This is a genomic window from Thiorhodovibrio frisius (assembly GCF_033954835.1).
Classification (GTDB): domain Bacteria; phylum Pseudomonadota; class Gammaproteobacteria; order Chromatiales; family Chromatiaceae; genus Thiorhodovibrio; species Thiorhodovibrio frisius.
In genome coordinates, this window is record NZ_CP121471.1 from 1572389 (window position 1) to 1590505 (window position 18117).

General features: G+C 61.0%; 20 protein-coding genes. 14 read left to right on the top strand and 6 right to left on the bottom strand.

Going from position 1 to position 18117, the window contains the following annotated elements:
• The first annotated feature begins 31 nt into the window (after positions 1-31).
• The 4 genes from glmM (at position 32) to Thiofri_RS07325 (ending at position 3698) form a co-directional block, all read left to right on the top strand.
• Positions 32-1372, top strand: a complete 1341-nt coding sequence (gene glmM, locus Thiofri_RS07310; RefSeq protein ID WP_009151041.1) for a phosphoglucosamine mutase — start codon at positions 32-34, stop codon at positions 1370-1372.
• A 146-nt stretch (positions 1373-1518) separates the two neighbouring features.
• A complete protein-coding gene (locus Thiofri_RS07315) occupies positions 1519-2889 on the top strand; it encodes a sodium-dependent transporter (RefSeq protein WP_009151042.1) in 1371 nt (456 codons plus the stop codon).
• A 49-nt stretch (positions 2890-2938) separates the two neighbouring features.
• Positions 2939-3325, top strand: a complete 387-nt coding sequence (locus tag Thiofri_RS07320) for a type II toxin-antitoxin system RatA family toxin (protein WP_407702931.1) — start codon at positions 2939-2941, stop codon at positions 3323-3325.
• Entirely contained in the window at positions 3315-3698 is a 384-nt protein-coding gene (locus tag Thiofri_RS07325) for an RnfH family protein (protein ID WP_009151044.1), read from the top strand. Before Thiofri_RS07320 ends, Thiofri_RS07325 begins: the two co-directional genes overlap by 11 nt.
• A gap of 26 nt (positions 3699-3724) precedes the next feature.
• On the opposite strand, the gene Thiofri_RS07330 is transcribed toward Thiofri_RS07325, so the two are convergent.
• On the bottom strand, positions 3725-4225 hold the full coding sequence (locus Thiofri_RS07330) for an outer membrane protein assembly factor BamE (protein WP_040857574.1): 501 nt from the start codon (positions 4223-4225) through the stop codon (positions 3725-3727).
• Between the two features lie 165 nt (positions 4226-4390).
• On the opposite strand from Thiofri_RS07330, the gene fur reads away from it, so the two are divergent.
• The 9 genes from fur to Thiofri_RS07375 all read left to right on the top strand — a co-directional run bounded on the left by fur (position 4391) and on the right by Thiofri_RS07375 (position 12182).
• The gene (gene fur / locus Thiofri_RS07335) at positions 4391-4813 is read left to right on the top strand and encodes a ferric iron uptake transcriptional regulator (protein WP_009151046.1); all 423 of its coding nucleotides are present in this window, start codon (positions 4391-4393) and stop codon (positions 4811-4813) included.
• 55 nt (positions 4814-4868) lie between these two features.
• A complete protein-coding gene (locus Thiofri_RS07340) occupies positions 4869-6368 on the top strand; it encodes an AMP-binding protein (protein ID WP_190275871.1) in 1500 nt (499 codons plus the stop codon).
• Between the two features lie 94 nt (positions 6369-6462).
• A complete protein-coding gene (locus Thiofri_RS07345; protein WP_009151048.1) occupies positions 6463-7116 on the top strand; it encodes an SCO family protein in 654 nt (217 codons plus the stop codon).
• A 13-nt stretch (positions 7117-7129) separates the two neighbouring features.
• Positions 7130-8077, top strand: coding sequence for an archaetidylserine decarboxylase (asd, locus tag Thiofri_RS07350; protein WP_223296825.1), 948 nt, complete (start codon positions 7130-7132; stop codon positions 8075-8077).
• A 215-nt stretch (positions 8078-8292) separates the two neighbouring features.
• Complete coding sequence (locus Thiofri_RS07355) at positions 8293-8718, top strand: septal ring lytic transglycosylase RlpA family protein (protein ID WP_009151050.1); 426 nt, start codon at positions 8293-8295, stop codon at positions 8716-8718.
• 213 nt (positions 8719-8931) lie between these two features.
• Positions 8932-9744 carry a Tll0287-like domain-containing protein gene (locus Thiofri_RS07360; protein WP_223296826.1) on the top strand — a complete coding sequence of 271 codons (813 nt, stop codon included), beginning with the start codon at positions 8932-8934 and terminating at the stop codon, positions 9742-9744.
• A 105-nt stretch (positions 9745-9849) separates the two neighbouring features.
• Positions 9850-10368: a hypothetical protein gene (locus Thiofri_RS07365; RefSeq protein ID WP_009151052.1), complete on the top strand. Its 519-nt coding sequence runs from the start codon at positions 9850-9852 to the stop codon at positions 10366-10368.
• Positions 10369-10400: 32 nt separating this feature from the next.
• On the top strand, positions 10401-11624 hold the full coding sequence (locus Thiofri_RS07370) for a protoporphyrinogen/coproporphyrinogen oxidase (protein WP_009151053.1): 1224 nt from the start codon (positions 10401-10403) through the stop codon (positions 11622-11624).
• A gap of 3 nt (positions 11625-11627) precedes the next feature.
• Positions 11628-12182 carry a CreA family protein gene (locus tag Thiofri_RS07375; protein WP_009151054.1) on the top strand — a complete coding sequence of 185 codons (555 nt, stop codon included), beginning with the start codon at positions 11628-11630 and terminating at the stop codon, positions 12180-12182.
• A 20-nt stretch (positions 12183-12202) separates the two neighbouring features.
• Here the strand turns inward: Thiofri_RS07375 and thiE are convergent, their stop codons facing one another.
• The 3 genes from thiE to Thiofri_RS07390 are packed head-to-tail and all read right to left on the bottom strand — an operon-like array spanning position 12203 to position 14153.
• A complete protein-coding gene (thiE, locus tag Thiofri_RS07380; RefSeq protein WP_009151055.1) occupies positions 12203-12847 on the bottom strand; it encodes a thiamine phosphate synthase in 645 nt (214 codons plus the stop codon).
• Positions 12844-13725 carry a hydroxyethylthiazole kinase gene (gene thiM / locus Thiofri_RS07385; RefSeq protein ID WP_009151056.1) on the bottom strand — a complete coding sequence of 294 codons (882 nt, stop codon included), beginning with the start codon at positions 13723-13725 and terminating at the stop codon, positions 12844-12846. Before thiM ends, thiE begins: the two co-directional genes overlap by 4 nt.
• A 59-nt stretch (positions 13726-13784) precedes the next feature.
• Positions 13785-14153, bottom strand: coding sequence for a hypothetical protein (locus Thiofri_RS07390; RefSeq protein ID WP_009151057.1), 369 nt, complete (start codon positions 14151-14153; stop codon positions 13785-13787).
• A gap of 429 nt (positions 14154-14582) precedes the next feature.
• On the opposite strand from Thiofri_RS07390, the gene Thiofri_RS07395 reads away from it, so the two are divergent.
• Complete coding sequence (locus Thiofri_RS07395; RefSeq protein ID WP_190275872.1) at positions 14583-16082, top strand: protein kinase domain-containing protein; 1500 nt, start codon at positions 14583-14585, stop codon at positions 16080-16082.
• Positions 16083-16166: 84 nt separating this feature from the next.
• Here Thiofri_RS07395 and Thiofri_RS07400 read toward each other — a convergent pair whose 3' ends face one another.
• Both Thiofri_RS07400 and Thiofri_RS07405 read right to left on the bottom strand, forming a co-directional pair.
• Positions 16167-17480, bottom strand: a complete 1314-nt coding sequence (locus tag Thiofri_RS07400) for an FprA family A-type flavoprotein (RefSeq protein WP_009151059.1) — start codon at positions 17478-17480, stop codon at positions 16167-16169.
• Positions 17477-17917 (bottom strand): ArsC/Spx/MgsR family protein, encoded by a 441-nt coding sequence (locus Thiofri_RS07405; RefSeq protein ID WP_009151060.1) that lies wholly within the window; start codon positions 17915-17917, stop codon positions 17477-17479. Before Thiofri_RS07405 ends, Thiofri_RS07400 begins: the two co-directional genes overlap by 4 nt.
• Between the last annotated feature and the right edge of the window lie 200 nt (positions 17918-18117).

Sequence of the window (18117 nt, forward strand, 5' to 3'; positions counted from 1 at the left end):
CACCAACAGGCTTCAATCTCGACCCAAACGCATGCGAAAGTATTTCGGAACCGATGGTATTCGCGGTCGCGTAGGCGACCCCAGCGTCAGCCCGGATTTTGTGCTCAAACTGGGCTGGGCTGCCGGACGCGTTTTAGCACGCCATGGCAACGGCCGCAAGGTGCTGATCGGCAAGGACACGCGAATTTCTGGCTATATGTTTGAGTCCGCCCTAGAGGCGGGGCTGGTGGCGGCGGGGTTGGATATCCGGCTGCTTGGACCGATGCCAACGCCGGGCGTGGCCTATTTGACCCGTACCCTGCGTGCCTTGGCGGGCATTGTCATCACCGCGTCCCACAATCCGTATGAGGACAATGGCATTAAGTTTTTCTCCGGCGCTGGGGATAAGCTGCCCGATGACACCGAGCTGGCAATCGAGGACGAACTCGAACTCCCGCTCGAGGCGGTCCCGGCGAGCGCGCTTGGCAAAGCCAAGCGGGTCGAGGATGCAAGCGGGCGCTACATCGAGTTCTGCAAGAGTACGGTGCCCTCGTGGTTCTCGTTAAATGGGCTGCGAATTGTGATCGATTGCGCCCATGGCGCTACCTATAATATTGCTCCGTTCGTGTTTGAGGAACTCGGTGGCGAGATTATCAGCCTTGGCGTTGAGCCGGATGGCTTCAATATCAACCGTGCGGTCGGATCATTGCATCCCGAGATTTTGCAGCAGGCGGTCAAGCGCGAGCAAGCCGATCTTGGCATTGCTTTCGATGGTGACGGGGATCGGGTGCTGATGGTAGATGCCGACGGGCGGCTGATCGATGGCGACTTGATGCTTTACCTGATTGCCAAGTCCCGCCAGCAGGCTGGCTGTCTGAAAGGCCCCGTGGTGGGCACCCTGATGAGTAATCTGGCGCTGGAGCAGGCCCTACAGCGACTTGGCATCGACTTCGCCCGCGTCAAGGTCGGTGATCGCTACATCATGGAGCGGCTCAAGGCCGATGATGGCATTCTTGGCGGGGAGCCCTCGGGTCATATTATCTGTCGGGACCGCACCTCGACCGGCGATGGCATTATTGCGGCCTTGCAGGTGTTGGCCGCGCTCGCAGTCTCGGAGCAAAGCCTGGCTGAGGCCGCGAGCGCGGTGGCACAGTATCCGCAGGTGTTGATCAATCTGCGCCTGGAGCGCCGGGTGGATGTCATGGCGCTGCCTGGTGTGCAGCGTGCGGTGCGTGCAGTGGAGGAGCGCCTGGGCGAACAAGGACGGGTGCTGTTGCGCCCATCCGGTACCGAGCCCGTGGTGCGGGTAATGGTGGAAGGACGCGATAGCGATCAGGTCGAACAGATGGCGGCCGAGCTGGCCGACAGCGTGCGCGAACAAGTGGGTGCCTAAGCTAAGCCGGGCGAAGGTCGACCCACTGAACGGATATACCGAAACTCTTTGGAATTTGGGCTCGTTCTGGGCCGTTACCCGACCTAAAACCGAAAACCATTAGTTTGCGATTGGTATAACCACAATTTTCGGCGGAGCAGACAACCATGGCAACTTCAACCAGCATCCATGGCATGTGGTCATCGCGTTTTGCCTTTATCCTGGCGGCCAGTGGCTCGGCGGTCGGCCTCGGCAATATCTGGCGCTTTCCCTATACCGCCGGCGAGTATGGCGGCGGCGCCTTTGTGCTGGTGTATCTGCTGTGCGTGGGGATGATCGGGATTCCCATCATGATGGCTGAGGTCATGCTTGGGCGGCGCGGGCGCCAGAGCCCCATCAACACCATGCGCGCTCTTGCGCAGGCCCAGGCTGCACCCAAAGTCTGGCAGTTTGTCGGCTGGCTCGGAATTCTCTCAGGGTTTCTGATTCTGTCTTTCTATAGTGTGGTGGCCGGGTGGACGCTGGCCTATATGTTGCGTGCTGGCATGGGGGGCTTTGCGGGGATTGACGCCGCCGCCTCGAGCCAGGTGTTCTCCAGCCTCATTGCCGATCCCTGGCAACTCTTGCTGTGGCACAGCGTTTTCATGGTGATGGTCGCGCTGGTGGTGGCGCGCGGTGTATCCGGCGGTCTGGAGCAGGCGGTGCGCTTTCTGATGCCGGCGCTCTTTGCGCTCTTGCTAGTGATGGTGGTCTATGCGGCCACCCAGAGCGGTGCCTTTGTTCAGGGGCTTGAGTACCTGTTCCGTCCGGATTTTGCCGAGTTCCAGGGCCGCGCTGGCGAGGCGATTCTCAGCGCCATGGGTCAGGCGTTTTTCAGCCTGAGCTTAGGCATGGGGGCCATCATGATGTACGGCTCCTATCTTAGCAGCCAGGCGTCTATCACTCAGAATGTTGTCATTATCGCGGGCATGGATACCCTAGTGGCCCTGCTTGCGGGCATGGCTATCTTCCCGATTGTGTTGGCCAATGGTCTCGCCCCCGGCAGTGGCCCGGGCCTGATCTTTGAGACTCTGCCGATTGCCTTTGGGCAAATGCCTGGCGGGCAATTTTTTGCGGTGTTGTTCTTCTTGCTACTCCTGTTTGCTGCCTGGACCTCGGCGATTTCCCTGCTTGAGCCGCTGACGGCCTGGCTGGTTGAAAACCGTGGCTGGCAGCGGCCGGTTGCCGCCGCGATTGGTACCGGGCTGATCTGGTTGTTGGGTATCGCCTGTCTGTTGTCGCTCAATCTTTGGTCCGATATCACGCTGTTTGGAAAGGGCTTTTTTGATTTTTTCGACTATGCCACATCGAATGTGCTGTTGCCAATTGGCGGTGTGCTCATCGCTGTTTTTGCCGGCTGGGTGCTGAGCCGGCAGGTCACGGCCGCAGAACTGATGGGCGGCGAACGCCGCGGCTACCTTTTGTGGCGCTTCCTGATTCGCTATATCTCGCCGGTTGGCGTAACCATTGTTTTTCTCAATGCCATTGGATTGATTTAACGTGCCAGTTATCAAGAAAAGTGCGCTCGTGCGCCATTCAGCTGACGATATGTTTCAGCTTGTCGCCGACGTGGAGGGCTATCCCAAGTTTTTGCCCTGGTGTCATGCGACCCAGCTGCTGTCGCGAACGGAGGATGAAATCTGCGGTCGCATCGAGGTCTCGCGCCTGGGTATTCATCAGGCCTTTTCCACCTGCAATCGCATCGACCCGCCGTATCGGATGGATATCAACTTGAAAGACGGACCCTTTCGCAAGCTCACCGGCGGCTGGGTGTTCACCCCGCTGCGCGAGGATGCCTGCAAGGTGGAACTGGAGCTGGAGTTTGAGTTCTCCGGGCGGATGATCGACCGTGCCTTTGGTGCCGTTTTTGGCCAGATCGCCGGCTCGCTGGTCGATGCCTTTTGCAAACGAGCCGATGAGGTGCATGGTGTCTAACAACACGACAAAAGATGCGGGCGAGGGCGGGAGCCCGAATGCTGACCCGACCATTGGCGTTGAGGTCGTTTATGCACGCCAAGCGGCGCAGACCTTGCTCAAGTTGAAAGCTGCTCCAGGGGTGACGGCGGGCGAGGCGATTCAACGCTCGGGTATCTTGCGCTTGCGACCCGAAATTGACCTGAGCGTGAATAAGCTCGGTATTTTCGGCAAGCCGATCAAAGCCGAGCAGGCTTTGGGCGATGGCGACCGGGTTGAAATCTACGCGCCGCTGATTGCCGACCCCAAGCAGGCGAAGAAGAAACAGGCCGCGAATCGGGCCGCCAAGGGAGGGGCTGAATCGGGAGCTGGACCTGAAACCGGACCGGCTTAAACTGGACCAGCGGTTGGAGCTTAGGCTTATTTCTTAGCGCCAACGGCATTGAGCGCTTTGTTGATCAGGCCTCGGTTGTTTTTCCAGTCAGGGACTTCAACCACGAATTCGCGCTCTTCTTCCGCTGCGGGCAGACCATCAGGGTTGGCCTCGTAATCACCTAAGATGCGCACCAGCGAGTCGCCATCGAACCAGAGCGTCAGTTTGCGCTCTTCCATTTTGCGGTGCCCGCGCCTGATGGTATAGGGGTAGTCCCAGCGGTCGGTATGAAAGATGTCGGTCAGCAGGGGAGTACCAAGCAGATAGCGCACCTGCGCCCGGGTCATGCCCAGCTCTACGCGGGCGACCATCTCCTCGGTGATGAGATTGCCCTGCTGCACCGTCATCTTATAGACGAAGGGCAGGTTCGAGAGCTTGGCACCTTTCTCGTGCGCCGGCTTGCTGCGTTTGCCGGCGCATCCACTCAGGCCGATTGCCAGCAGGCCAGCCAGGGCTGTGGCTGTTATAATGATGAGAAGCCTTCGCATTGATACTTTACTTCGCGTGCCGCCAGTGCAAAGCCTGAATGATACCCCAGACATGCCGCGTACGACATTCCCGCGTTCGATTTCCTCGCATTTGGTACCTTCGGGTTTGGTATCCCGACCTGTGGTGTCTGGCTTCGTGGCAGCTCTCAGGTGGAGCCGATTGAGATGAACCAGAGTCAGCAAATCAAAGAGGTCGGTTTGAAGGTCACAGTGCCGAGGGTCAAAATCCTGGGTATTCTGCAAACCACCGGCCAGCGTCATCTCAGTGCCGAGGATGTTTACAAGGAGCTCTTGGCTGCGGGCGAGGACATCGGTCTGGCGACCGTTTATCGGGTGCTGACGCAGTTCGAGGCGGCCGGTATCCTGATTCGCCATCACTTTGAAGGCGGGCAGTCGGTGTTCGAACTCAACCGCGGCGGCCACCACGATCACCTGCTCTGTATGAAATGCGGCCTGATCGTGGAGTTTGTCGAGGAGGAGATCGAAGAGCGCCAGCGCGCCGTTGCCGAGCAGAAAGGCTTTAGGATCGAGGATCACTCGCTGGTCATCTATGGCGTCTGTCCCAAGTGCCAGAGTAGCGGGCTCTAGTGCGATTCCCGGTTTTTTCGCGCGTCCGCCACGGCGGGCGCCAGGCCGCTTGATCATGCTAGCGGACATCGACTCTCGGCTTGTTTTGGGCCGGGCAGCTGTCACGCCCGTCGCCGCTCTAATGTTGCCGGACGGCCAGATCGCGCGCGACGAACTTTTTGCGCGAGGCCATGAACGCGCGGCCGTGCTGCGCCAGCAGGGGCTTAGAGGCGGCGATCTGGTCATTTGCCAGGTCGGCGGTGCTACCCCGGAGCTGAGCCTGATGCAGACTGCGCTGGCATTGAACGCAGCTGCCCTGCTTCCGGTTGCTGATCAGCTGGAATCTGCGCAGTTGCGCCAGATTGCTGCGCAAGTAGGCGCTGACTGGTGGTGGCAGCCCGGCGATGATTTCAACCGTCCGGGTGCTGGCGGTGCGGCAGCCGGGGGATGCTTAATTCCGGCGGGTGGGAAATCGGAGCCGGTCCCAAGGCGGGCCTGGCCTGAATCGATCGGGGACTCAACCGGAGAAGCAATCGGTCGAAAGGAGCCGCTCGCACTTGTCGTTCAGACCAGCGGCAGCAGCGGTGGTCGCAAGGCAGCGATGCTGAGCGGGGCGGCCTTGCGGGCCTCCTGCGAGCGCATCAATCAGCGGCTTGGCCTCGGGGCCGAGGATCTGTGGCTGTGCGCCTTGCCCCGGCAGCATATCGGCGGGCTGGCCATCGGCTATCGCTGCGCCTTGGCCGGGGCAGGAATGCTCTTGCATGCGCGCTTTGATGCTGCGCGTGTCGCGGTGGATCTGTGGCGGCATCCGGTTACTCACCTGTCGCTGGTGCCGGCGATGCTGGCGCGGCTGCTTGAGGAGTGTCAGCGCCCACCTGACTGGCTGCGGGTGGTGCTCATTGGCGGTCAGGCACTGGATACCGGTCTTGCGCGGCGGGCACTTGCAGCGGGCTGGCCCCTGCATTTAGGCTATGGCATGACCGAAACCTGTTCTTTTATCGCCAGCCGGGCGCTCAATGAGAACGGGGAACAGGCATTGGAGTTCTTGCCCGATGTTCGCGTCGAGGCACCTCGGTGCGCCAGCGGATATGCCGCTGCGCCGTTGCGCCTGACCGCGCCCATGCTTATGTCCGGTTATGCTAACCCAGAGCGCCGCCCGGGCCATGGGTTGGACGACCAGGGCTGGCTGAGCACGGGCGATCTGGCCTGCCTGAGCGACGCGGGTTGTCTGTGTATTTTGGGCCGCGCGGACGATCAGCTTGTCATTGCCGGCGTCAATGTGCAGCCGGGGTTGATCGAAGAGCAAATCCGCCATCAAGCCGGTGTTTCCCAATGCACCCTGGTGGGACTGCCCGAGCCGGTTTGGGGGCAGACGCTGGTGGCGCTCTATCAGGGTACCATCAGTGTCGATGCGCTCCATCACTGGTGCCGTGAGCATCTGCCAGGTCCGCAGCGCCCGCGGCTGTTGGTGCCGCTAGAGGACTGGCCGCTCCTGGCGTCGGGCAAGGATGATCGCGCTCGGCTGCGCTTGATTGCCGCTGATGCCTGGCGCCAGCATGGATGTGCCTCAGCATGAGCGTTAGGAAGGCGATTGCGCGCGCAGGTGGTGGCACTTGATCTCAAAATCAAAGCATAGGTCCCGCCGCCGGTCGCTTGCAGCGCGTTTGGTGATGGCGCTGCTGGCTGGCGGACTTTTTCTCATCGGCTATCAGTGGGGCAATCAGTGGCAGCCGCGCCATGAACCGGCGTCGGTGATTGAAGGCGTGCGGCTGCGCCCACCAGTGCCTTTGCCGGATTGGGAACTCCACACCGCCGCCGGTCAGGTTTTTGGCTCGGAGCAGCTCAAGGGGTTCTGGGTGTTGCTCGGCGTTGCTCCTATCGACGGCCTTTCTGGACATCTGAGCATGACGCGCATGCTGGAGGTGTTCAACCGCCTGGCGGACCGACCGGCCTTGCGCGAAAAACTGCGGCTGGTGCTGGTCAGTCCGCGCATGGACGCGGCCCTGGCGCAGGATTTTCGCCGCCTGCTCGCTCAGACCTGGGTCGTGTCGGGCACGCCCGAGCAACTCGCTCGATTACAGGCGATGTTGACCGGGCAGCCCGCTGAGACTGAAACCCTGACATCCGCAACCCAAGTCGCCGCATCCGCGTCGCATGTTCAGTCCCGCGAGCCCTTCGCCGCTGGCCCCGATGCGCAAGCATCCTCCTTGCATCTGATCGACCCCAATGCTGAGCTGATCGCCGTCTTTCCCGCCGCGCAGTCACCGGCTGGGATTGCGCGCGATATCCGGCATTTGGCCGAGCCTGGTTCTCAGGAGCCCTGAGTTGAATTTGTCGTTGAAATCATTCACCCAAACACGCCAAGCGTTGAGCGCGCGTCTGTTCGTCTGGCTACAGTACGCGCTGCCGCAGCATTTGCTCTCTCGGTTAATGTTGCGTCTAACCCGGCTGCGCCTCGGGCCTGTCACCCATTGGCTGATCCGGCGATTTGTTTCCCACTTTGCCGTGGATCTCAGCGAAGCAGTCAAGCCCAGGGCGGAGTCTTACGCAAGCTTTAATGCCTTTTTCACGCGCGCGCTGGCAGTGCATGCGCGTCCGCTACCCGATGATCCACAGGCGCTGCTGAGCCCGGTCGATGCGCAAGTGAGCGAGGCTGGTATCATCAAGGGTGAGCGCCTGCTTCAGTGCAAGGGACAAGGGTTTTCGCTGCCATTGCTGCTCGGTGATGGTGAGATGGCGGCGCTTTTTAGCAATGGGCTCTTTGCCACCCTCTATCTGTCGCCGCGCGACTACCATCGCATCCACATGCCGCTGGCCGGATGTGTGACCCGCATGCTGCATGTGCCGGGCCGGCTGTTCAGCGTCAACCCGACTACGGTCAAAGGAGTGCCAGGGCTATTTGCGCGAAATGAAAGGGTGGTGGTCCTGTTTGACACGGCCATCGGCCCCATGGCCATGGTGTTGGTCGGTGCCATCTTTGTTGGCAGCATCGAGACCCGCTGGGCGGGCGAGGTGACACCACCGCGCGCTCGGATGCTCACGCGCATGGACTATCCGCCGGCTGATCCTTTTGCCCCCTCGGCGGATGATCCTAGGGCTCCCATCACCCTGGCACGCGGGGAGGAGATGGGGCGCTTCAATATGGGCTCGACAGTGATTGTGCTACTGCCATCCGGCGCGGCCGAGCTATCCTCGGAGCTGATCCCCGGTGCCCGGGTGCATTGCCGCGCACCCATTGGGCGCCTGATTGGCACCCAATTCGGGCCTGATTCTAGCCGGCGGTGACTGTTATCCGGCGCTTGTTGCCTACGCGGTGGCTGCTGCCTAGTCCTAAGCAAGCCGAAAAACCATGTCCGCTGGGGCTGAATTAGGTGTTTTCCCTAATAAGGGTTTTCCTGTATCCTTGAGTCTTGTTCAATTGTGTGACCCAGTTCCGCTATCGCCAGCATGCGTGCTTTCGTGCTTGCGCGGCGGAACTGATGTTGATGAGGACTTGCAGGATGAAGACCAATACCTTTGCGACCATTGCTCACCGCCGTCTACCTGTTGCAGTCGCGGGCCTCTTGCTGCTGCTAATAGCGCTGCCCGGCATGGCAGCGGTGAAGCCCGCACCGGGAGCGGTACAGAGCGGAATGGCGTCTTTTTATCACGACAGCTTGCATGGAAATAGAACGGCAAGTGGTCAGGTTTACGATAAAAACCGCGTGAGTGCCGCGCACAAAACCCTACCGCTTGGGACCAAGGTCAAGGTCACCGATCTCGAAACCGGGCGCTCCATAGTGGTGCCCATCAACGACCGTGGGCCTTTTGTCAGAGGTCGCGTCATCGATTTGTCGCGCCGGGCTGCGGCTAAGTTGGACATGATCAAGCGCGGCGTTACCCGCGTTCAGATTGAGGTGCTGAGCATGCCGGGTTCTGGCGCCTAAATGCCCGGTTCTGGTATCTAAAGAGCTGTGCTGATCTAGCTCGGATGCTGCCTGGTCTTTACTGTGAATCACACGGATTCATTATCCGGGGTGGTCGGGACCATGAACGTTAGAGACCAACCACCAGGTATTGATCGTCCGGGGTGACCGAGACCATCGACCTCTGGTGACCCATCCATCACCATTCCCCTGCATAACCTTCAGTAGTCAGTAGTGACCCAGCCGGTCGCTGCGGCCCCTTGGCCGTGGCTGACTGGCTGGGTTTTTTTGTCTTGGCGCCATCATGAGAAAATTCGTCGGGATTTGGAATCCTCATTGTCCGTTGGGACGGCGATTGCAACAATGAGAGATCGAGAATCGAGAAGCCGGTCGGCCTCGTTGGCGTGGTTCGACCATTGGTATCCGGTTTTGTGTTTTTTTTTCTTGTTTCAAGGAGTTGTAATGATGCGCATCTCTTTCGTGATTGCTACCGGTGTGTTTTCTGTCTCGCTACTGTCCGGGGCTGCGATGGCTGAGCAGAACTCGGCCATGATGAACGCCTACCAGGCAAGAATGCTGATCCAGGACTTTACCCAAAGGTTGCAGGGCGAACTAAAGGGCGCGATGAAGGATGGCGGGCCGGTTGCCGCCGTCGCCATTTGCAAGGACAAGGCCCCTGGCATTGCCGATTCCTTGTCGCAACAGAGTGGTTGGCAGATTGGGCGGACCAGCCTGAAGCCGCGCAATGTTGAGCGAAACAGCCCGGATCTTTGGGAGCAGCGGGTGCTGCGGCAGTTCGAGGATCGCGCCCGCATCGGGGAAAACCCCAATACCATTACCTATGCCGAGGTGGTCGAAGAGAGCGGTGGTAGGAGCTACCGCTTCATGAAGGCAATCCCGACGGCGGAGGTCTGTCTGGCCTGCCACGGCAAGAAGATTAATCCCGAGATCGCCGCCGCTTTGGATGCGGCTTATCCGCAGGATCAGGCGCGGGGCTACGAGGCCGGCGATCTGCGCGGCGCCTTTTCGCTGAAAAAACCGCTCTGAGCGCTTGAAAATCCGTTAGTCTCTGGCCAGAATCTCCAGCATGAGCGCGCGCCCTGGGCATGCATGGACGCATCCGGGCGCAAATGACCTGTCCGGAGGAACCTAATGGCTGACCCCACATTCGATGTGCTCTTCTCTGGCGAGTTGCTGGGCTCGGCATCGCCGGACTATGTCAAGAAGCGGCTGGCGCAAATATTCAAGCTCGATGAGGCCGGCGTGGAGCGCCTGTTCAGCGGGCAGCGGGTGTTTGTGAAGCGCGGTGTTGATTTCGCAACAGCGGAACGCTTGCGCGAGGTGTTTGACAAAGCAGGTGCCCTGGCTGAAGTTGTGCCGGTCGGCGGCGATCCGGACGAGGTTTTTCACTTCGACGATTCCGATGATGAAGCGGATGTCGATGCATCGCCGAGCGCGGCAAAGGGTTCGACCATTACTCCCAGTTCGTCTCCCCCCAGTTCGTCTCCCCCCAGTTCGTCTCCCCCCAGTTCGTCTCCCCCCAGTTCGTCTCCCCCCAGTGCTTCCTGGTCGATCGCACCCCCCGGTGCGGAGCTTGAAGAGCTGTCTGATCGCGGTCCCGAACAGCATCCGGACATCAGTAAGCTGAGTCTGGTCGAAGACGATGATTAGCATGAATCCATTCAGGAAGACCACCCACGCGCATGAACCAGCTTACCTCATCTGACGTGCATTCTCATATCGTCATCGGCGGCGGGATCAGTGGCCTTGGCGCGGCGTTTTTTGCCTCGCGTGCCGGCACGCCCAGCCTGGTGTTGGAGCAAGATGACCGCGTCGGCGGTTGCATGAACACCCGCAGCTTCGCTGGGCTTGAAGATTTCTGGGTCGAGGCCGGCAGTCATAGCTGCTTTAACAGCTACGGCCATCTGCTCACTATCATGGAGGAAATCGGCACACTCGGGCAGATCCAGGCCAAGGCCAAGGCGAGTTACCGGCTGTGGCGGAGTAGCAAGCGGGTATCCATCCTGTCCGCGCTGCATCCTCTTGAGCTGATTGCCTCGCTGCCGAGGTTGCGAAAACTCGATAAGGAAGCACTCAGCGTCCGCGAGTATTACGGCCAGGGCCTAGGCCGCAAGAACTACAACGATCTGTTCGGTCCGGCCTTCCGTTCGGTGATCTGCCAGACGGCCGATGATTATCCGGCCGCAGCACTGTTTCGCAAGAAACCGCGCCGCAAAGACGTGCTGCGCAGCTTTACCTTGCCGAGCGGCTTGGCCGAGATTCCGCAAGCGCTGGCGCAGTCGAAGGGGATCGAGGTGCGTTTGGGCGCGGTCGTCGATGCTCTGAGCCCGGACGCGGGCGGCTATCGCATTGAGCTGACCAGCGGCGAGACGCTGCGAGCCGAGCGCGTTACCTTGGCGGTGCCGCCGGATGTGGCGACCCGTCTGTTACAGCAGGTCGCCCCCGCTGCTGCCAGGGCCACCGGACGCATTGGCGTCGCCGAGATCGATTCCCTGCTGCTGGCGTTTGATCGCAAGGATCTCAATCTGCCCCGGATGGCCGGCTTGATCAGCGTGGACGGACCTTTTCTGTCGGCCGTGTCGCGGGACTTTCTCGATCATCCGCGCTATCGCGGGTTCGCTTTTCATTTCCCCGGTGGCCGGCTTGAGGCCGAGGGGCAGATCGCCGCCGCCTGTCAGGCGCTGGATGTCGCACCTGCCAAAGTGGCCGCCGTGCGCCATGAGCGTAATCGTCTGCCAAGTCTGCGCAAGGGCCATTGGGATCTGGTCGTGGAACTCGATCAGGCGCTGGCGTCCGCGAGCGGGTCATCCATGGCCGTGACCGGTAACTGGTTCCTTGGGGTATCCATCGAAGACTGTCTGACCCGCAGTCACAGCGAGATGACGCGCCTTTTCGGGAGGTTTTAGCCAATGAAACATTTGAAATCTGTAAGCCCGCTGAGGGGACTGGGGTTGGCAACAGGTCTTGCCATACTGCTGCTCCCGCCAGCCTTGTGGGCCGAGCGCGTTGGCGAGGTCAGTACCAAGTTTAAGCTGATGGGACCAAACGATAAAATCGTTATCGAGGTGTTTCAGGATCCGGACGTTCCGGGGGTGGCCTGTTATTTGAGCCGCGCAGAAACCGGTGGAGTGAGCGGCGCCGTCGGGCTGGCCGAGGACACCTCCGATGCCTCCTTGGCCTGTCGTCAGGTGGGTCCGGTCAGCTTGCCGAAAGACATCGCCAGCGGCAAAAACGACGGAGACGAAGTCTTCAAGAAACGCACCTCGCTGCTGACCAAAACCATGCAGGTGGTGCGCTTTTACGATGCGCCGCGCAACACTCTGGTTTACCTGTCCTACAGTGATCGCATCATTGAGGGCTCGCCGAAAAACAGTACCTCGGTGGTGGTGATCCGACCCTGGTCCGGTGCGCCTCAGAGTGCGATCCAGAATGCGAGCCAGGGCGCGGCTGAGGGTGATCGCTAAGCCGGCAACGTCCTGGGGTTTCAGCTAATCGCCCGAGCCAGGTCGACCTGCGTGCGGATTGCCCGGGCAGCGGCCTGGGGATCACCCGCGGTAAAAATGGCCGAGACGACCGCCAGCCCTTGGGCGCCGGCGCGGATGACATCCCCCGCATGCTCGGCATGCAGGCCACCGATAGCCACCTTGGGCAATTCTGGCGCCTCACGGCAGATGGCACGCAGACCATCAAAGCTGAGCGGGGTGGCATGATCGGCTTTGGTCGCGGTGGCAAACACTGGACCAACGCCCAGATAGTCGATCAGTTCGGGGTTGGCCGCGCGCGCCAACGCGGGTGTTTCCACCGACAGCCCGATGATGGCCTGGGTGCCAAGCCGGGCCCGGGCCTGTGCCGGATCGGCATCGCGCTGACCGAGATGCAGGCCATCAGCGTCAATGGCCAGGGCAACGTCAATCCGGTCGTTCACAATCAGGAGCGCCGCGTGGGTGCTGATGGCGGCCTTGAGTGCCTTGCCGAGCGCAATCAGCTCGGCATCGCTGGCGGTCTTATCGCGCAGTTGCACCATGGTCGCGCCGCCCTCAACCGCAGCGGTGGCCGTGGCTAGAACCCCACGCGGTCCGCAGAGGTGCGGATCGGTGACCAGGTAGACGCCAAGATCGAAGGGTTTCATTCCGCCTTTTGTGTTCCTGCTGGCTGGGTTCCTGTCGGGTCGGCTCGGGCCATGCTCTCGATCCGCGCGGTGCGCTCAAGCTGATCTGCGCTCATCAGGGCCAGGGCATCGACGAAGGCGACCGCGAAGGAGCCTGGTCCCTGCACCGCCCATCGCTCATCCTGCGCGGCCCATTCACCGGCGGCGCCGTAGTACGCCAGTGCCGCCAGAGTACCCTCGTAGGGGTCGCAGCCGGCACCGAGAAAGCCGCCGATGATGCCGGTCAGTGAGCATCCGAGTGCTGTGACCCTTGGCATCAGCGGGTGCCCGTTGCCGATGTTCGCGGCGCGGCGTCCATCCGTTACCCAATCCGTCGGGCCGGTCACGGCCACCACCGCGTTGTGGCGTTTGGCCAGAGCAACGGAGACCGCCGCCGCCGCAGCAACTGGGTTATTGGAATCGACTCCGCGGCCTTTCACCTCGGTGGCGGCTTGCACCTCGGCGCTGGCGCCGAGCGCAAGAATCTCCGAGGCATTGCCGCGAATCACAGTCGGTTGTAACTCAAGCAGTCGGGCTGCGGCCTCGCGGCGAAAACGGGTGGCGCCTGCCGCGACCGGGTCCAGAACCCATGGGCGCTGATGGGCGCGGGCCGCTTCCGCCGCGCTCAGCATGGCCTCCAGCCAGGGGCGCGACAGGGTGCCAATGTTAACGGTCAGCGCACTGGCGATGGCGGCGAATTCCGCAGCCTCTTCTGGAGCATGCACCATGGCTGGCGAGCAGCCGGCAGCCAGTAGAATATTGGCCATGGGATTCATGGCGACATAGTTGGTGATGTTGTGCACCAAGGGCGCTTCTTTGCGCAGGCGGTGCAGGGCATCGCCGGGACGAATGGCGGACATCGGGGATCTCCTGATCTAAGGTGGCGCTGTCCGGGCTGAAGCGCGCTCACCTGGCCAGTTTAGCGCAGGTCGCTCAGAATCATGCGCTCGAACTCGGCGATGCGCACCTGCTGCCCATCGAGTGTGCGAAAGCCGCGGCCCTTGATGTCTTTGCGGTGCGCCTGGTAGTGGTCGATTGCGCCAGTGGCAGGGTTGACCACCTGAATTTCGACGATCTCTTGCGCGCGCTGCCACTGATGCAATACAGACCAAGCGCTGCCGATCAGCATGATTGCGATAATGCTCCAGGCGCCGATGCGCAAGGCCCGCCAGGGCAGGGCAGATTTGGCTTTTGGCGGCGGTGCGCCGGTGGATTTCGCGCGACGATTCCGCAGGGCCGTGTAGGCGGCAATGACCACGGCGAGAGTCAAAAGCAGTTTGGCAAGCATGATTGAGCTTAACCGTGAGACAACAAGCTGAATATTCCAGGGTGGCCGGGCTATGAGTCCTGCCGTAACAGCAGATTCATTCTCCGGGGTGGTGCCACAGTATGAAGTTGAGGATCAGAAATCCCAACAGCACTGCGCAGACGCATACCCTAGCACGAGGGCGGGGGCGCGGAAAATGTTGCGGCAAACGCCCGGTGGTGTCTGATCCGCTCTTTGGCCAGCGCATGCGCTCGTGCCCCGCATCCGACATCGGACCCATGACGGCTATACTCTGGTGACGGGGCAAAGGTATTCCCAGCGGACATGGACTTTCGGCCCAAAACAGAAAACGCATTTGCTTTGGTTATACAAGCGGATGCCAGAGTCAGAGGGCTCAGCCATCCTGCCAAACGGGCGCTAATAGAAACAGGCCAAAGAATGATGATAGCGATGACAGACAGAACTTTCTGTGAAGCCGCCTATCAGCTCGGACTCTTGTCATTTTCGCGGATATTGGATCTGTTGTTCGAGCAGCCAGAGGAGCGGGCTGCTTCGCTGGCGCAACGCTGTCATGAGCGGCAACTGCTGACGGCCGCCCAGTTCGAGCTGCTTGAGCAACATCTCGCAGTTCAGGCCGCAGCCGGCAAGCCGGACCTGGACCCAGACGAAGACCAGAATGAGCCATTGGATCAGACCACAACGCTGCTATGGGAGCAGGGTGAGGCGTCCAATCGCGGCGTCGAACGCGGCGAGGGCGACGAGCTTCTACTCGACGAGCAGGCCGGTCGCTATCTGGGGCAGAAAGAGATTGGCCGCGGCGGCATGGGTATTGTCTACTGCGTGCGGGATGTCGCCATAAAGCGCCGGGTTGCGCTCAAGGAAGTCCTGCCCGATTTGGCGGCGGATGAGTCCATGAACCAATACCTGCCCGACTTGCGCCGCCGCTTTTTGCGCGAAGCCGAGCTGACCGCTGCGCTACAGCATCCGGGCATCGTGCCTGTCTATGAGATTGGCCGGCGTCGCGCCTCGGGCGAGGCGTATTACACCATGAAGATGGTCGAAGGGCGCACCCTGGCCGAAGCGATCAAGACCGCGAAGGGTTTGGAGGAACGCCTGGCGTTGTTGCCCAACTTTATCGACGTGTGCCAGACCCTGGCTTACTCGCATTGCCATGGCGTGATTCATCGGGATCTCAAGCCCGCCAATATCATTATTGGTGAGTTCGGCGAGACCTATGTGCTTGACTGGGGGCTGGCACGCCGATTAGGCCCGGCGTCAGACCCAGCGCCAGACCCATCGTCGGCACCAGGGCCGGATGGACAGGCGCCTGGCAAACAGGCTGGCAGCGCGGCGAGCGAAGACGCTAATTTAACCGGGCATGGCGTCGGAACCCCCTACTACATGTCGCCCGAGCAGGCGCTTGGCCGACTCGAAGAGGTCGACGCACGCTCCGATATCTACTCGCTGGGTGCCATTTTGTTCGAGATTCTGACCGGGCGAAAGATCAAGTCCTACCGCGATGTCGCAAAATTGGAGGCCATTTTGTCGCAAGGGGACGGCCAGCCTCAGGACGCGGATCTGGCGCTGTCCCTGCCCGATGAACTCATTGCCATTTGTAAACGGGCGATGGCGCTCAAGAAATCCCAACGCTATGGCGATGCCCAGGCACTGGCCTTTGCAATCCAGCATGTGCAAACTGGCGCAGAAGTTGTGCTCGAACAACTCGCGGAGGCGGTGCACATCGCCTACGTGACGGAACGCACGGCGCAGGGCTGGCGCTATGGCCCGGTGCGCGACGATGCGCGCAAGGAAAATCCAACGCTGATCCCCTACAGCGAGTTGAGCGAAGAAGAAAAGGAACTTGATCGCGTCAGTGCCAGGCAGACCATCCATGCGCTGCGCAAGCTTGGCTACATTCTGGCGCGGGAGAGAAAGCTGTTTCCCGTGTGAGCGGGCGCCGGGTGAGTATACCCAGCGACCATGGATTTTCGGCTCAAAACAGAAAACGCATTGACTAAAGTGATAGGTCCCAAATCAGACCAGATCCGCAAACTCCAGCGTCTGGCCTGCATTCGCTCCGGTCATGGCCGCGCCCAGCGCGCGCCCGAAGGCACGGCAGTCCTCGAGTTCCGCGTCCGTCGGGATGAGTTTGATGCGCAGACCCACCACCGGCACCCGCAGTTTAAGCCCGCGCATCCGCTCCTCGATCATGCGCACCGCCTCGCCGGTCCAGCCGTAGGAGCCAAAGGCGGCACCCAGCTTGCCTTTGAGATCGATCACCGCCAGTGATGAGAGCAGATCCCAGATGGGCTTGACGGCGTCCCCATTGATGGTGGGTGAACCCAATGCCAGCGCATCGGCGGATTCGATCAGATCCACGAAGGGCTGAAGCGCCCCCCCTGCCAGGTCATAGAGCGACACCCGCACCCCGGCGGTCTCTTCCGCCCCGTCGCGGATCGCCTCGGCCATACGGGCCGTGTTGCCGTAGGAACTCAAGTAGAAGATGAGCAGGGTCTTGTGCGCCTCCTGTGCCTCGCCCAGTCCCTCGGTGAAACGGGGGCTGGAGAGTTCGCGGTAGCGGGTCAGGTAGCGGCGCGGGCGGTCGCGCAAGATGGGGCCGTGCGTGGGCGCGACCATCTTGAGCGGCAGCGGTTCGATCAAACGGAGCGCGTCCATCACATGCGTCTTGAAGGGGCGCATGATGTGGGCGTAATAGTCATCAAAGGCGAAGCGGAAGTCGCCGCAGCGGTCGTTGAAGAGCCGGCTGTCGCAGTGGTGACAGCCGAAGACATCGCCAGAGAACAGCACCGCCTCCTCGACCACATAGGTGCATTGCGTATCTGGCCAGTGCAGATAGGGCGTATGCAGAAAACGCAACGTGCGATCACCAAGCGACACCTCGTCGCCGGTGCCGACGGTCTGGTACTCAAAGGATGGCTCGTCCTCGCTCGGCTTGAGCAGCGCCTTCAGCATTGAGGTCGCGCGGGTCGAGATGTAGAGCCGTGCCTGAGGCGCGCGGCGCATCAGTTCGGGCAGCGCGCCGCTGTGGTCCGGTTCCAGATGATTGAGGACGATGACGCGGATCTCGTCGTAGCGAGCGACAGCTTCCAGCCGCGCAAAGAACTCGTCGGCGAATTCGGCCTTGACCGTATCGATGATCGCAACACCTTCGGTGCCACGCACCAGATAGGCGTTATAGGTGGTGCCGTTGGCCGTGCGCAGGATGATATCGAAGGTGCGCAGTGCCGGGTCGAGCGCGCCGACCCAGTGCACGCCGGGCGCGATCTCTACCGCCTCGCCCGGTCGGGCGCGTTCAGGGGCACCCGCGTCTGCGAGGACTGCGTTCATGTCGAGTCCGATCCGGTGGGGATGTCGCATTTGGGATCATCGCCCGTCTGGGAGCAGGACTGGAAATCTTGCTCCGGTTGCAGATGAACGCCAAGCGCGGCGAGCAGCGGACCAGATGCGAAACCGCAGCCGCAGCCAAAGTCGGACGCGATCAAGGGGCGACGGATCAGCAGTGGATCATCCAGCATCAGGGCCAGCGCGGTTGTTTCATCCAGTGCATCCGGCTTGACCTCGCCCGCTTTGATTCGAGGCGCGGTCGGATTGAACCAGTCGCGTACCGGCAGATCGCCGAAGAAGGGCCGCAGACGCTCGGGCGTCCAGCGCTCGGCGAGCAGGTTGTGCACGCTCAGATCGTGGCCGAGCGAGCGCAGCAGCGCCTTTTGCTTGCCGTTGGAAATGCAGCCTGGTTTTTCGTAGAAAATGACTGTGTTTGACAAGTGAGGATTCCATTGGTTGTGTTCAGTGGAATGAACCAGTCGGTCGGCACTGCTTTTGCAACTGCCCAACGCGCCCCCTGCGGCTCCGTTCTGGATCACGATCCGTCATCACACGGGCCCGAGACAATCGGGGGGAGGGGCCGTTCCAGTGTGGCGATCAATCTTGATAGCAAATAGGCAAATATCATACCTGCTTGCCA

Excerpts from the sequence above, each read along its gene's own strand:
- glmM (WP_009151041.1), top strand. The coding sequence starts at position 32 with ATGCGAAAGTATTTCGGAACCGATGGTATTCGCGGTCGCGTAGGCGAC.
- Thiofri_RS07315 (WP_009151042.1), top strand. The coding sequence starts at position 1,519 with ATGGCAACTTCAACCAGCATCCATGGCATGTGGTCATCGCGTTTTGCC.
- Thiofri_RS07320 (WP_407702931.1), top strand. The coding sequence starts at position 2,939 with ATGTTTCAGCTTGTCGCCGACGTGGAGGGCTATCCCAAGTTTTTGCCC.
- Thiofri_RS07325 (WP_009151044.1), top strand. The coding sequence starts at position 3,315 with ATGGTGTCTAACAACACGACAAAAGATGCGGGCGAGGGCGGGAGCCCG.
- Thiofri_RS07330 (WP_040857574.1), bottom strand. The coding sequence starts at position 4,225 with ATGCGAAGGCTTCTCATCATTATAACAGCCACAGCCCTGGCTGGCCTG.
- fur (WP_009151046.1), top strand. The coding sequence starts at position 4,391 with ATGAACCAGAGTCAGCAAATCAAAGAGGTCGGTTTGAAGGTCACAGTG.
- Thiofri_RS07340 (WP_190275871.1), top strand. The coding sequence starts at position 4,869 with ATGCTAGCGGACATCGACTCTCGGCTTGTTTTGGGCCGGGCAGCTGTC.
- Thiofri_RS07345 (WP_009151048.1), top strand. The coding sequence starts at position 6,463 with ATGGCGCTGCTGGCTGGCGGACTTTTTCTCATCGGCTATCAGTGGGGC.
- Thiofri_RS07355 (WP_009151050.1), top strand. The coding sequence starts at position 8,293 with ATGAAGACCAATACCTTTGCGACCATTGCTCACCGCCGTCTACCTGTT.
- Thiofri_RS07365 (WP_009151052.1), top strand. The coding sequence starts at position 9,850 with ATGGCTGACCCCACATTCGATGTGCTCTTCTCTGGCGAGTTGCTGGGC.
- Thiofri_RS07370 (WP_009151053.1), top strand. The coding sequence starts at position 10,401 with ATGAACCAGCTTACCTCATCTGACGTGCATTCTCATATCGTCATCGGC.
- Thiofri_RS07375 (WP_009151054.1), top strand. The coding sequence starts at position 11,628 with ATGAAACATTTGAAATCTGTAAGCCCGCTGAGGGGACTGGGGTTGGCA.
- thiE (WP_009151055.1), bottom strand. The coding sequence starts at position 12,847 with ATGAAACCCTTCGATCTTGGCGTCTACCTGGTCACCGATCCGCACCTC.
- thiM (WP_009151056.1), bottom strand. The coding sequence starts at position 13,725 with ATGTCCGCCATTCGTCCCGGCGATGCCCTGCACCGCCTGCGCAAAGAA.
- Thiofri_RS07390 (WP_009151057.1), bottom strand. The coding sequence starts at position 14,153 with ATGCTTGCCAAACTGCTTTTGACTCTCGCCGTGGTCATTGCCGCCTAC.
- Thiofri_RS07395 (WP_190275872.1), top strand. The coding sequence starts at position 14,583 with ATGACAGACAGAACTTTCTGTGAAGCCGCCTATCAGCTCGGACTCTTG.
- Thiofri_RS07400 (WP_009151059.1), bottom strand. The coding sequence starts at position 17,480 with ATGAACGCAGTCCTCGCAGACGCGGGTGCCCCTGAACGCGCCCGACCG.